Genomic DNA, 13,510 nt, shown 5'->3' with positions numbered 1-13,510 from the left:
CAAACGGACAAGTACGTAGGCACAAATCCGGAGCCGCGCTGGTTACTCCACCACCAACTGCCGGGTGAGCGCCGCGCCGGTGGCCAGTTCGCGCAGCCGGAGCACGTAAAGACCCGAAGTTAAACCAGTTGGCAACGCCAGCGCCTCGGTGCCAGCTGTGTGATGCACCGTTTGGGCCGGCGCCACGGTGCGGCCTAAAGCGTCGATAATGGTCAGCGAAAGTAGTTTGGCCGGTCCGCTCAGGTACAACATGGGAACTGTGCCGCGGCTGGTTGGATTCGGCGCCAATTCGGCCATCAAGTCAACCAACAGTTCCGCGCGCGCCGCCAGCGGGGTAAAGCTGCCCTCGTCGGCGCCGATATCGGGGCGGGTGGCATTGCGCGTATCAAAGTCGATGTCGGTGGTCACGGGGAGGCTGGTGGCCGTGAGGGAGGTGCCGCCGCCTTCAGCGCGGGTGGGCTGGCCGGCCTGCAGGTGCGGGTCGGTGGTGGCATTCACGAAGGGCGGCAGTTCCGTGAGGGAAGCCTGCTCCACCGTGGGCACGCGGGCCTTGTACTGGGCCAGCGTTTGGTCGAGGCCGGCGGGCGTGGTGCCCACGGCCGCGCCGTAGAAGATGGGCTTTTCGTCTGAGGGCGGGCCGGCGTAGTAAATGTTGTTGTTGGTGCCCGTGGCCAAGCTGGTCATCACTGTATTGTTCTTGAAGAATGCCGCCGCAATGCCGCCCCCGCCCGTTGGCAGGCCGCTCACCAGGTTCACGAAGATGTTGTTGCGCAAGTCCACCGTTTGCCCGCCCGACATGTACAGCGCCCCGCTTTTATTGGCCGGATTAGTAGCGGCGTAGCTGACGACCACCGTGTTGTGGTAGGCGTAGCTATTGCCTCCGCGGAAGCTGAACGCCCGCACCGACGTACCCGCCCCGCTGGCAGCCGCCCGCACGTCGTAAATCATGTTGTTGGCCAGGTAATTATTCGTGCCGCTGGTGATATCAAAGCCCGCCGCGAACCCGCTGGTGCCTAGTGCTTCAATGTCATAAGCCTTGTTGCGCAGGAAGCGGTGCGTGGTGCCGCTGCCTACGTAATAGCCCATCACGATGCCGGTAGTGCCGCTGCCGCTCAGGGCGTGCACGCGGCAATCGGTCACGTCAACGCTGTTGGTGGTGCCGGTTGAATAGATGCCGTACACGCCGCTGGTGCCCGTCACGCCATTTACCTCCGTGTTGGATACCCGCGCGTTGGTCTGCCGGCTCAGATAAATACCATAGGTGGAAAAGGCAATGCCGCCGGGTGTGCCCGCCGGCGGTACCCCAATGCTTAGTACCCGGCTGGGTAGTAGAAAACCAGCCACTGGGCCGGGAAAAGGCCCAATTTCGGTGCCTTCGTCGGGCAGGGTCGCGGTGCCTTCCAGGTCGTAGCCGTAGGAGCAGTTCTGCACCGTGAGGCCATAGAAATGGTTGTTATTATTGCCTCCGTTGAGCATGGCCACGCCGTTGGTGCGGTTGGTATTGGCTCGGTTCAGCGTGATGGTAGCGTCGCGGAAGGTGTTATTGGTGGCTCCGTTTTGAAGCAAAATTCCGTTTTCGAGCTGCTGTGCAGCCGTGGTATTGGCACTATTGTCTTCCACGTCGATGCCGATGAACTGCACGTAGTCGGCGCCGTCCAGCGTCAGGACGGCGTCGGTAGTACCCGTGCCGGTACCCGTGATTTTGGGATTGGTGCCAGTGCCGCTTTTCTGGAAAATGATGGGCCCGGCGGCCGTGCCGCTGACCGTAATTGGCGGCACTATCTCATTATAATTGCCACCCACCACCATGAAGGTGACCCCGCCAGGCGCTACGCCGGCTGCATTTAAAGCCGTGACGGCCGCCGTGAACGAGGGGTAATCGACTGGGCCTACGCAGGGTGGGCAAATGCGCCGGATGCCGCCCAACTGCGCATGGGCATTGGGCGCCGCAGCCAGCAGCACTATCCCCAACAAAAAACTCTGTACTAGATTTTTCATGTGAGCGGGCGGAAGATGATGTAACATTTAGAAGTCTAAATGTAACCATTTGCCGCATTCCGCCGCGTTTATCCAAACACTTTCACCTTTTCGCCCTTGCGCTTGGTGCGTAAGTGGTTGCGGATAATCTGTTGAATATCCTTGTTGTCGGTATACTCCGTGATAACCTCCCGGAAATCAGCCAGCTTGCGCGCCGAGAAACTCTCATCCACGTAGCCAAAGCCGCGGTAGCGTCCGTTCTCAATTAGCACGATGCTTTTCTCCAGTTCGGTGCGGCCCGGCCCTATCACCACGAAGCTTTCGTGCTCGTAGCTGATGCTGTCGATGGCCTCGTCCACGCGCAGGTTGTAGCTTTCCGGCGGCTCCTGGCCCACGCAGGCGCCCTGGCAGCGGTGCACCTGGTAGTCGAAGCAGGGCCCGTTGGTTTTATACAGCCCGCACAGCTTCTGGCAGAGGTTGTACTTGGCCACCTTGTGGTAGAGAAAGCCCTGGGCCTTGTACTGATTGCCCAGCGCGATGATGGGAATTTCGGCGTTGCGCGCATCTGCGCGGCCATAAGCCAGGCGCTTATAGCCCTGCTCATCGGTGCGCAGGTAGATGCCGGCCGGAAACACCGAGCGCCGCTGGGCTCGGTTATAAGCCGGCTTCATCTGCTTAATCAGGTGCGACTCATACAGCAGCGCCACCAGCTCCGAGCCGGTCAGTTCCCAGGTAATGTCGGCAATGGAATTCTTAAATTCCAGGCTCTTACGCGACTTCACATCCACCGCGAAGTGCTGCTGAATGCGCTTGTAAATGTTGATGCTCTTGCCCACGTAAATCACCTCCCCGGCCTCGTTGTGGAAGTAGTACACCCCCGTGGCCTGCGGCAGGTTCGCCACCACCGAGGCCGGCAGCAGCGGCGGCATCAGCGCTTCCTTAATAGCCGTTTGCACGGCGGCCACGCGCTTGGGCGAAGGCTTCTTGGTGCCGTCGGGCCGGCGGCCGGCGGGGGCCAGGGCGTCTACGCGGGCCAGGGTGTGGCTGGTGTCCTGGCCGTGGGGCAGGTCCTGGCTTTCGTTCGTGATGGCCAGCAGCTTGCCGAAGAGCAGGGCCGTGGCGTGGGCGTCGCCAGCGGCGCGGTGCCGGTCCTGCAGCGGAATGCCGATGTTCTTGCACAGCTTGCCCAAGCTGTAGCTGGGCTGGCCCGGAATCAGGCTGCGCGATAAGCGCACAGTGCACAGCGTTTTGCGCGAATAGTTGTAACCCAGGTCGGCAAATTCCTTCTTCAGAAACGAGTAGTCGAACCGCACGTTGTGAGCCACAAACACGCAGCCCTCGGTCATTTCCACCACCTTGCGCGCTACCTCGTGGAACTTGGGCGCGTCGCTCACCATGTCATTCGTAATGCCCGTGAGCTGGGTGATGAACGGCGGAATGGCCCGCCCGGGATTGAGCAGCGTGGCGTACTCATCCACGATTTTTTCGCCGTCGTGGATGTAGATGGCTATTTCGGTGATGCGGTCCTGGGTGGGCTGCCCACCGGTGGTTTCAAGGTCGATAATGGCGTACAAATCGCGGCGCGGAAGGTGGTCGGTAGGAAAGCTAACAAACTTAGCCCCGTAGAAGGTTGCAAGAAAAAAGGCCGCCCCGTGTGGGGCGGCCTTTTTCAGTGGTTACATTCATAAAGAGCGTCATGCAGCGCACAGCGAATCATCTCGCGTGCGCAACGCACTTATTTACGACTGCGCGCGAGATGCTTCACTGCGCGCTGCATGACGCTCAGAATTACTTCGCCTGCCCTTTAAGCAGCGTAATCTTGTTCTTAGCCGCCAGAATCTGGCCGTGCTGCTGCTCTACTACCGAGCGCACCTCGGCGGGCAGGTCTGCTTTCAGCGCGGTTTCGTAGGCGGTGAGGGCGGTGGCATCGCCAGTTTCGCACTCGCCCAGAATGGCGGCGTCGCTCTGGCCGGTGATGGCCGATTTCAGGTTAATCCAGCCCCGGTGCACGGCAGCGGCAGCTTCGGTCACCGCGGCTTCAATACTGCCCGTGGCATCGCCGGCCACGCCCAGACGGCTGGCTTGCTGCTGCAGCTGCGACTCAAACTGCGCGCGTTGTTGCGACAGGTGGCTTAGCTCGGCTTTGATTTGGGGGTTGCTGGCGCCTTCGGCGGCTTCCTGGTAGCCTTTGGCACCGGTGTGGGCGATGGCGAGCAGTTCGGAGAAGGCGGCGGTTGAATTGTTGGTCGTAGCCATTGGAAAGGAAGGAATGGTGAATGGAAAGGTGTTTAGCTATACTGGCATGCGCGCCAGGGAGTTGCAACAAAATCCGGCCATTCAACCATGGCTACATTCGCTTAATCATATGCCAAAACGTGCCCCAGGCCTTGCGCACGCCACCGGGCTTGTCGTCCGATTTGTCCTTGGGCGTGTCCTCGCCCTCGGCCACATCGCCAAGCAGGAAGCCCCACGGTTCGGTGGTTTTATTCGCATCCAGCACCACCTTGAGCACGGCCACCAACGGGATGCTCAGAATCATGCCCGGGGTGCCCCACAGCTCGCCGCCCAGAATCAGGGCCACAATGGCGGCCATGGGGTTGATGCTCACTTTTGAGCCCGTCACCATGGGCGTAATGAAGTTGCCCTCCAGAAACTGCACCACCATAAACACCCCCACCACGGCCGCCGCCTTGCCGATGGAGCCGGTTTCGACCAACGTAATCAGGGCCGGAATGCTGGCCCCAATCATGATGCCGATGTAAGGAATGACAGCCAGCACCGAGGCGAAAATGGCGAAGAAGATGGCAAACTTCACGCCCAGCAGCAGCAGCCCGACGGCGTTGAGCACCGACACGATGACGATGACCGTGAACAAGCCCTGAATGTAAGCCTGCACGACCGTCTGGATGCCGTCCATGGTGTGCAGCACGGTGGTGCGCTTGTCGGGCGCCACAAAGCGGAACATGAACTGCCGCATGTGGTCGCGGTAGTACAGAAAGCAGAAAATGTAGATGGGCACCAGCGTGGTCACGCTGAGCGCCGCGGCCGTGGTGCTCAGCGTGGAACCCAGGTAGCCGCCGGCCGATTTCTTGATGCTCTTCATGGAAGTATCAATCAGCTCTTCCTTGCTCATGGGCTGGTAGCCAAACTTCACGCTGGCCCACTGCTGCAGCTGGTCGAAGTAAGCAATGCTCTTATCCTGCAGCTTGGGCCACTCGTCGCGCAGGTCCATGAGCTGCGTGCCAAACAGGTAGAACAGCCCCGCCACGGACCCAATCACCACCAGCAGCGCGATGATGATGGCCCAGATGCGGGGCACATTGCGGGCTTCGAGCCGCGTGACGAGCGGCAGCAGCAGCACCGAGAGCAAGCCCGCATACAAGATGGGCAGCAGCACCCCGTCGAGCTTGTGCAGCACAAACACCAGCAGCGACAGGCCAATGAGCAAAAACGTGTAGTACACCACCGGCGCCTGCTTCACTTCGGCTGGCGCGTGGTGCTGCGAGGGCGAGGGAATGTTGCGGGGCAGGTTGAAATTATTGGGGCGGGGGAGCGTAGAAGGGGGCTGCATTCGAAATAAGAGAGTCGTGAGGGTTGGCGTGAACCCCGGCGGGGGCACCGGTGTTGGCAGCTAAAGAATTTGGCGGGTTTGGCTAAGCTGCTTGGCGGGGCCGGCTTGGCTTGCCGCCGTTTTTTGCGTTATTTTACTGCCAAACTGCCCCGCTTACGTATTTTTTGGAATGAACGACGAACAATTACCGCTCGCGCCCGCCAAGGCCCCCGACCACGGCTACACCGAAGACAGCATCCGCTCGCTCGACTGGCGCGAACACATCCGCCTGCGCCCCGGTATGTACATCGGCAAGCTCGGCGACGGTTCAGCTTCCGACGACGGCATCTACGTGCTGGTGAAAGAGGTGGTCGATAACTGCATCGACGAGCACGTGATGGGCCACGGCCGCACCATCGACATCAAAATCTCGGACAGCCGCGTGCAGGTGCGCGACTACGGCCGCGGCATTCCGCTGGGCAAGGTGGTGGATGTGGTAAGCAAAATCAACACCGGCGGCAAGTACGACAGCAAGGTGTTCCAGAAGTCCGTGGGCCTCAACGGCGTGGGTACTAAAGCTGTGAACGCCCTCAGCAGCCACTTCCTGGTGCAAAGCGTGCGCGACGGCGTGATGAAAGCCGCCGAGTTTTCGCAGGGCCAGCTCACTGCCGACCCCAAGCCCCAGAAAACCAGCCAGCGCAACGGCACGCTCATCACCTTCCAGCCCGACGACACGATTTTCCGGAATTACCGCTTCATCCCGGAGTACCTCGAAAGCCAGATTCGCAACTACTGCTACCTCAACGCCGGCCTCACCATCCACTTCAACGGCCAGCGCTACGAAGCCAAAAACGGCCTGCTCGACCTGCTGCTGGACAAAACCGACGCCGAAGGCCGCCGCTACGACGTCATCCACCTAAAAGGGGAGGACATTGAGATGGCGATGACCCACGGCAACGACTACGGCGAGGAATACTACTCCTTCGTGAACGGCCAATACACCACGCAGGGCGGCACCCACCTGGCCGCCTTCCGTGAGGCCGTGGTGAAGACCGTGCGCGAATTCTATAAAAAGGACTACGACGCCTCCGACATCCGCGGTAGCATTGTGGGGGCTATTTCGGTGCGGGTGCAGGAGCCCGTGTTCGAGAGCCAGACCAAAACCAAGCTCGGCTCCATCAACATGGAGCCCGAGGGCAGCGATGGCCCGGTGCGTCCGGTGCGTAGCTTCATTGTCGACTTCGTGAAGGAGCAGCTCGACAACTACCTGCACAAGAACCCCGCCGCCGCCGAGGCCCTCAAAAAGCGCATCGAGCAGAGCGAGCGCGAACGCAAGGACATGGCCGGCGTGAAAAAGCTCGCCAATCAGCGCGCCAAGAAAGCCAACCTGCACAACCGCAAGCTGCGCGACTGCCGCTTCCACCTGGGCGAAAACGCCAAGGACGGCGCCGAAAAAGAGCCGCTCACCACGCTCTTCATCACCGAGGGCGACTCCGCCTCGGGCTCCATCACCAAGAGCCGCAACGTGGAGCTAGAAGCCGTGTTCAGCCTGCGCGGCAAGCCGCTGAACTGCTTCGGCCTCAAGAAGAAAATTGTGTACGAGAACGAGGAGCTGAACCTGCTGCAGCACGCCCTCAACATCGAAGAAGGCATCGAAGGCCTGCGCTACAACCGCGTGGTCATCGCCACCGATGCCGACGTCGACGGCATGCACATCCGCCTGCTGCTGCTCACCTTCTTCCTGCAGTTCTTCCCCGACCTTGTGCGCAACGGCCACGTGTTCATCCTCGAAACGCCGCTGTTCCGCGTGCGCAACAAGAAGGAAACCATCTACTGCTACACCGAAACCGAGAAGCAGGCGGCCATGAAGAAGCTGGGCAAAAACCCCGAAATCACCCGCTTTAAGGGCTTGGGTGAGATTTCGCCCGACGAGTTCGGCAAGTTTATCGGCGAGAACATCAAGCTCGAGCCCGTAATTCTGCAGTCGGACCGCAGCATTCAGCAGGTGCTGACGTACTACATGGGCAAGAATACGCCTGCCCGCCAGGAATTTATCATCGAAAACCTGCGGCTGGAAAAAGACCTGATTACGTCCGACGTGCTGCCCGCTGCTGAGGTGGTAGAAGTTGAGTAATGTTCCCAGAATAACACTGCCGCCGCCCCCAATACTCAACTGTTGTATTCAAGCGGTATAGACCCAATTCCTATTCAGATATATTGCCATGTTTCATTCCTGATTTTGGAAAAAATAGGCTATTCAAGCTGATGAACGTTAAAAATTAATTAAATCAGCAGTTGGGATTTGGGAATAATAAATTTTTATGCGTACGTTTGAAGCGTCGGACAGGGGTAGACTGTTCGGCAAATTCCACGGAAAAGCCCGGACCTTTGGTTCGGGCTTTTTTCGTGCGCTTCGGTTTGAAAAGGATTGTTCAGCTTGCTGGGGTTTCGGCTCACAGGTTTGGCTATTTTATTTAGCTTGCTTATTGCTGCAAAAATGCCGTAATTTGAAGCAGCTCCCTGTTTAGCCTTTGCCAGGCTGCGAAGCAATAAATTAGTTTCGCTAATAATATTGGGAACTTTCCAGCGGCAGCAATAATTGTGAATTGTTGCGCTCCGCGCTGATTCCGGTATTTTTGACGGCACTTCGCCGACCTCATTCGTTTACCTCGTGGCTACTCTCGATACTCCCGCCTCCGACGCTCCCGACCAAGATTTTTTGCAACCCGGCGACTCGGTGGATTTTGATTTGGGCGCCTTCTCGCCCGCCGCAGCCGAAGATGCCGTGGAGCCGGCCAACGCGGCGGAAACCACCGATGGCGAACCAGCAGGGGATGAAGCCGATGAAGCGGCCCCGCTGGCGGCCGATTTGTTCGGCCAGTTCACGCCGGAAGTAGAGGCGCCGCCCGTGACCGAGCCCGAAACCGAGGAGGAACCCAAGTTTGCCCCCGGCGAAACCATCCACGACGTGGCCACCGTGCGCGGCATGTACCAGAACTGGTTTCTGGACTATGCCTCCTACGTGATTCTGGAGCGCGCCGTGCCGGCCATCGAGGACGGCCTCAAGCCCGTGCAGCGGCGCATTCTGCACGCCATGAAGGAGATGGACGATGGCCGCTTCAACAAAGTGGCCAACGTCATTGGTCAGACCATGCAGTACCACCCCCACGGCGACGCCAGCATCGGCGACGCCATGGTGAACCTGGGCCAGAAAGACCTGCTCATCGAAACCCAGGGCAACTGGGGTGACGTGCGCACCGGCGACGGCGCCGCCGCGCCTCGCTACATCGAGGCCCGCCTTTCGAAGTTTGCGCTCGACGTGGTGTTCAACCCCGACACCACCGAGTGGCAGCTCAGCTACGACGGCCGCAAGCGCGAGCCCACCACGCTGCCCGTGAAGTTCCCGCTGTTGCTGGCGCAGGGCGTGGAAGGCATTGCCGTGGGCTTGAGCACCAAGATTATGCCCCACAACTTCCAGGAGTTGTGCCGGGCCAGCATCGACCTGCTGAAAGGACGCGAAGTACAGCTGTTTCCGGACTTTTCGACCGGCGGCTTGTGCGACGTGAGTAATTACAACTCAGGCCTGCGCGGTGCCAAAATCCGTCTGCGCGCCACCATCGAGAAGGTCGACAAGACCCTGCTGGTCATCCGCGACATTCCCTACGGCACCACCACCACGGCGCTGATGGAAAGCATCGTGAAAGCCAGCGAGGCCAACAAAATCAAGATTAAGAAGGTGGTCGACAACACGGCCGCCAACGTGGAAATTCAGGTGCACCTGCCCACCGGCATCTCGCCCGACTTGACCATGGACGCGCTGTACGCCTTCACCGACTGCGAAATCAGCATCTCGCCCAACACCTGCGTCATTATCGACGAGAAGCCGCGCTTTGTGGGCGTGGAGGAGGTGCTGCGCCTCAGCACCCGGGCCACGGTGCGGCTGCTGGAGCGCGAGCTGGAAATCCGCCAGGACGAGCTGTGGGAAAAGTGGCACAACGCCTCGCTGGAGAAGATTTTCATCGAAAACCGCATCTACCGCAAGATTGAGGAGTGCGAAAGCTGGGAGGAAATCCTTGAGACCATCGACAAAGGCCTGAAGAAATTTGTGCGCATAGAAGGGGAGAAGGCCCGGGCCGACGACCAGCGCATTGTGCTGCGCCGCGCCATCACGGAAGAAGACCTCACGCGCCTCACCGAAATCCGCATCAAGCGCATTTCGAAGTACGACGGCTTCAAGGCCGACGAGTACTTGCAGCGCCTCGAAACTGAACTGGCCGAGGTGGCCGACCACCTGGCCAACCTCACGCGCTACGCCATCCGGTACTTCGAGGGCCTGTTGAAAAAGTACGGCGCCGGCCGCGAACGTAAAACCCAGCTCCGCACCTTCGACGTGGTGACAGCCCAGAAAGTGGCCGTGGCCAACCAGAAGCTCTACGTGAACTACGCCGACGGCTTCGTGGGCTACGGCCTGAAAAAGGACGAACACGCCGTGACCATCTGCGACTGCTCCGACCTGGATGACATCATCGCCATCCGGCGCGACGGCACCTTCACGGTGAGCAAAATCGCCGAGAAGACCTTCGTGGGCAAGGACATCCTGCACGTGGGCGTGTACAACAAGAACGACGACCGTTTGGTGTACAACATGGTGTACCTCGACGGTGCCTCGGGCATTTCATTTGCCAAGCGCTTCCTGGTGTCAGGCATCACGCGCGACAAAGTTTACGACCTCACCAAGGGCACCAAGGGCACCAAGACGCTCTACCTCACGGCGAACCCCAACTCGGAGTCGGAAATTGTGAGCATTCAGCTCAGCGACAAGGCGCCGGCGCGGGTGAAGCAATTCGACTTCGACTTTGCCGACTTGGCCATCAAAGGCAAGGGCTCGATGGGCAACATCGTAACCAAGCAGCCCATCAAGAAAATCACGCAGAAGTCATTGGGCGATTCCACCTTGGGCGGGCGCGAGATGTTCTTCGACAGCGTAGTGGGCCGCCTCACCACCGCCGCGCACGGCCGGTACCTGGGCGCCTTCGACACCGACGACACCATCCTGGTGGTGTTCAAAGACGGCAGCTACGAGCTGACACCGCCCGACCCGGCTATCCACTTCGACGTGCCCAACATTCTCTTGTTGCGCAAGTTCGAGGCCGACACCGTCCTTTCGACGGTGTACATGGATGGCGAAACCAAGCTGCACTACGTGAAGCGGTTTAAGATTGAAACCAGCACGCTGAGCAAGCGTTTTACCTTCATTTCGGAAACCAAAGGCTCGAAGCTGTTGGCCGTGACGGCTAATCCCGAGCCGCTGGTGGAGCTAAAGGTGCAGAAAGACAAAAAGGCCGACAAGGAAACCGAAAAAATCGCCTTGCACGAGTTCATCGACGTGAAGGGCTGGAAGGCCATGGGCAATAAGCTCAACTATTACAAAATCCACGCCCTCACCCTGCTCACCGACGAAGGCCCCGAGCCGCAGCGGCGTGAGGTAGCCAAAAAACGCGCCCTGCCCAAAGCTGCCGATACCGCTGCTGCACCCGAAGCGCCCCGCCCCGAGCCCACCGGCCCGGTGGACGTGACCGCCGAGGAAGTGGCCCGCGCCCAGGAGTTGCTGAAGCGGCCCAAGGCGCAGCTGGGCTTGTTGTTTTAGCAGCGGCTTGTGGCTAGGCAAATTCCTGTACCTGCACCAGCCAAAGCGGGCCTTTCCGCACGATGAACATTCACCTGTTCTCGTGCCGTTCTTTGCTCGAAATCGCAAGCTCTTAGTTGATTTGTCTGGTGAATTGGTTGGCTGTCGGTCGAAGGATACTATACGGGGTGGCCTTGGTGGGCTGCGCTGCGCCCACCTGGGCGCAGCCGGCCAAGCACAGAGTGCCGGCCGTACGCGTGGCTCCGCCGCCGGCTACCGACCCGCCGGCCGTGCGTGTGAAACTGTTCCAGGCCGCCCGGCTCACCAACCAGTTCAAGGATTCGGAAGCGCTGGCCGTGTATCAGGAAGTGTTGAGCACCGTGCCCAACCACTACCTGGCCCTGTGGCAGGCGGCCGTGCTCAGTGCCCGCATCGGCGGGCGCTACTCCGACGAAACCCGCAAAGCCGCTTACTTCGACGCCGCCCGCCAATACGCCGACCGCGCCCTGCTGCTGCGCCCCGAAGGCGGCGAAAGCAACTACGCCGTAGCCGTGGCGCTCTTCAGCCAGGCCACGCTCTATCGAGCTGGCGCGCGCCTGCACGCCTTCCGCGACCTGCGCTCGCACGTATACCTGGCCACCGAGAAGCGGCCTGATTTGCCCGAAGCCTGGCAGTTGCTGGGCCGTTGGCAGTACCGCGTGGCGCACTACAACCTGCTAGAGCGCCTTTACAGCAAGCTGGTGCTGGGCGATGTACCCGACGGCGGCGACAGTCGCGAGGCCATGGACGACCTGGAAAAAGCACATCGCCTGGCGCCCAACAACCTGCAATTTTGCTACGACCTGGCCCGCATGTGCCGCTACCAGGGCCGTCGCCGCCGGGCCATCGAGGTGCTGCGCGAAGCCGATAAAATCCCGCCCATCACCAGCGACGACCTCGTAGTGAGCCGCCTGTGCCGGAAAATGCTCCCGCCGCTGCTTCGCGCCGCTGCCCGCCACCAAAAGCGGCAGGACAGCCAGCCGGAACCTGTGACAGCCAACGCCCCGAACCAACCCGCCGACACCGCCGGAAAAAAGACGAAGTGAGCGGATATTTCGGTTAGCTGGCTCCCTAGCTCTTTTCTTTGCAGTCCTTCACTGGGCCCATCATGTCGAAAACTCGGTTTTTCAGTTCGCTTGCCTTGCCCCTGCTGGGGTGGGCGGTTTCGGCCTGCCAAACCGCGCCCGACGAGCGTGCCGATACGTTGGTCAACTTGGCCACCGTGCAAAGCGGCCCCCGCGTGCAGGCCGATGAGTTGAACGGTGCCATTGAGCGCGCCCCCCAGAATACGGCCCTGCTGGCTAAGCGGGCCACCCTGCGCCTGGCCGCTGGCCAGCCCCGCGCGGCCCTCGCCGACGTCGAGGCGGCCCTGGCTATTGATGACACCGACGGCAGCCTTTATTTCCTGCAAGCACGTACGTTCCGGGCACTGGGCCAGCTCAAGGAAGCGCTGGCCGCCGCGCGCCAAGCGGCCGAGCACGGATTTGGTGGCCCCGAATTGCCCTTGCTGGTAGGGGAGACGCACCTAGCCGCCCGCAACTACCCCGCCGCTCTCGACAACCTCGACCGCACCTTACGCCTCGACCCTGACCAGCCAGCGGCGCTCTTCTACAAAGGCTTGGCCTACGCCGCCACTGCTGACACCAGTACCGCTGTGCAGTATCTGCAGGACGCCCTGGCCCGTGACCCCCGCGAGCCTGAAATTCTGCATCAGCTGGCTTTCTTGCTGAATGCCTGGCGCATTCCGGAAGAAGCGGCCAAGTACGCCGCCCAGGGTATGAAGCTCGATACCACTTCGGGCCTGCTGCGCTACGACTACGGCCGCCAGCTGGAGCTGCAGGGCCGCCCCGACAGTGCCCTGTGGTACTACCGCCGCGCCCTGGCCCTCGATACCACCGTGTATCGGGCCGACTACCGCCTGGGTCTCGCAGCCGCCAAAACCCGGCAGCCGGCCGCTGTCATCCAGCACCTCACCCGCGCCCTGCGCCGCAACCCGCGCCTGCCCGAAGCTCGCGCCCTGCTCGCCGAAGCCCTCGAAACGCAGAACCGTCTGCCCGAAGCGCTGGCCCAATACCGCCAACTGGTAGCCGAAAACCCCGGCAACGCGCACTGGACCTTCAAAGTCTGGAAAACCAACGAACGGGTGCAGGCTTCACTGCCCGACAGCCTGCGCACCACACCGCGCTACTACTACCGCCGCCCGGTTGCGCCGGCCCGGCCGCAGCCCATTGCCCCGCTGCCGGCCCGCGCCCCTAGCGCCGACTAGCGCTCCATGGCATTTTCTGCTCAGCTAATGGGTTAGCCTTGTTGCGCATTTG

The 13,510-nt window shown here is 60.7% G+C and carries 8 protein-coding genes; 4 read left to right on the top strand and 4 right to left on the bottom strand.

All coding sequences use genetic code 11. From position 1 onward, the window contains the following. Window positions 1-42: 42 nt before the first annotated feature. The 4 genes from I2I01_RS01765 to I2I01_RS01750 all read right to left on the bottom strand — a co-directional run bounded on the left by I2I01_RS01765 (window position 43) and on the right by I2I01_RS01750 (window position 5,548). Window positions 43-1,998 (bottom strand): right-handed parallel beta-helix repeat-containing protein, encoded by a 1,956-nt coding sequence (locus tag I2I01_RS01765; protein ID WP_196284698.1) that lies wholly within the window; start codon window positions 1,996-1,998, stop codon window positions 43-45. A gap of 68 nt (window positions 1,999-2,066) precedes the next feature. Next, window positions 2,067-3,551 carry an exonuclease domain-containing protein gene (locus I2I01_RS01760; protein WP_196284697.1) on the bottom strand — a complete coding sequence of 495 codons (1,485 nt, stop codon included), beginning with the start codon at window positions 3,549-3,551 and terminating at the stop codon, window positions 2,067-2,069. 214 nt (window positions 3,552-3,765) lie between these two features. Continuing rightward, window positions 3,766-4,233 (bottom strand): PA2169 family four-helix-bundle protein, encoded by a 468-nt coding sequence (locus I2I01_RS01755; protein ID WP_196284696.1) that lies wholly within the window; start codon window positions 4,231-4,233, stop codon window positions 3,766-3,768. A gap of 91 nt (window positions 4,234-4,324) precedes the next feature. Next, window positions 4,325-5,548: an AI-2E family transporter gene (locus I2I01_RS01750; protein ID WP_196284695.1), complete on the bottom strand. Its 1,224-nt coding sequence runs from the start codon at window positions 5,546-5,548 to the stop codon at window positions 4,325-4,327. Between the two features lie 169 nt (window positions 5,549-5,717). Between I2I01_RS01750 and I2I01_RS01745 the strand changes: the two genes are divergently transcribed. From I2I01_RS01745 to I2I01_RS01730, 4 genes are all read left to right on the top strand, one after another. Beyond that, entirely contained in the window at window positions 5,718-7,661 is a 1,944-nt protein-coding gene (locus tag I2I01_RS01745; protein WP_196284694.1) for a DNA topoisomerase IV subunit B, read from the top strand. 774 nt (window positions 7,662-8,435) lie between these two features. Beyond that, window positions 8,436-11,174, top strand: coding sequence for a DNA gyrase/topoisomerase IV subunit A (locus tag I2I01_RS01740; RefSeq protein ID WP_394369262.1), 2,739 nt, complete (start codon window positions 8,436-8,438; stop codon window positions 11,172-11,174). A 128-nt stretch (window positions 11,175-11,302) separates the two neighbouring features. Further along, window positions 11,303-12,238 carry a tetratricopeptide repeat protein gene (locus I2I01_RS01735; protein WP_196284693.1) on the top strand — a complete coding sequence of 312 codons (936 nt, stop codon included), beginning with the start codon at window positions 11,303-11,305 and terminating at the stop codon, window positions 12,236-12,238. Window positions 12,239-12,276: 38 nt separating this feature from the next. After that, window positions 12,277-13,458: a tetratricopeptide repeat protein gene (locus tag I2I01_RS01730; RefSeq protein ID WP_196284692.1), complete on the top strand. Its 1,182-nt coding sequence runs from the start codon at window positions 12,277-12,279 to the stop codon at window positions 13,456-13,458. Window positions 13,459-13,510: the final 52 nt, after the last annotated feature.

Source organism: Hymenobacter properus (assembly GCF_015694735.1).
Lineage (GTDB): Bacteria > Bacteroidota > Bacteroidia > Cytophagales > Hymenobacteraceae > Hymenobacter > Hymenobacter properus.
This window is presented reverse-complemented; position numbering and strand designations above follow the sequence as displayed.

Coding starts and splice junctions, on each gene's coding strand:
- I2I01_RS01765 (WP_196284698.1), bottom strand. CDS start 1,998: ATGAAAAATCTAGTACAGAGTTTTTTGTTGGGGATAGTGCTGCTGGCT.
- I2I01_RS01755 (WP_196284696.1), bottom strand. CDS start 4,233: ATGGCTACGACCAACAATTCAACCGCCGCCTTCTCCGAACTGCTCGCC.
- I2I01_RS01750 (WP_196284695.1), bottom strand. CDS start 5,548: ATGCAGCCCCCTTCTACGCTCCCCCGCCCCAATAATTTCAACCTGCCC.
- I2I01_RS01745 (WP_196284694.1), top strand. CDS start 5,718: ATGAACGACGAACAATTACCGCTCGCGCCCGCCAAGGCCCCCGACCAC.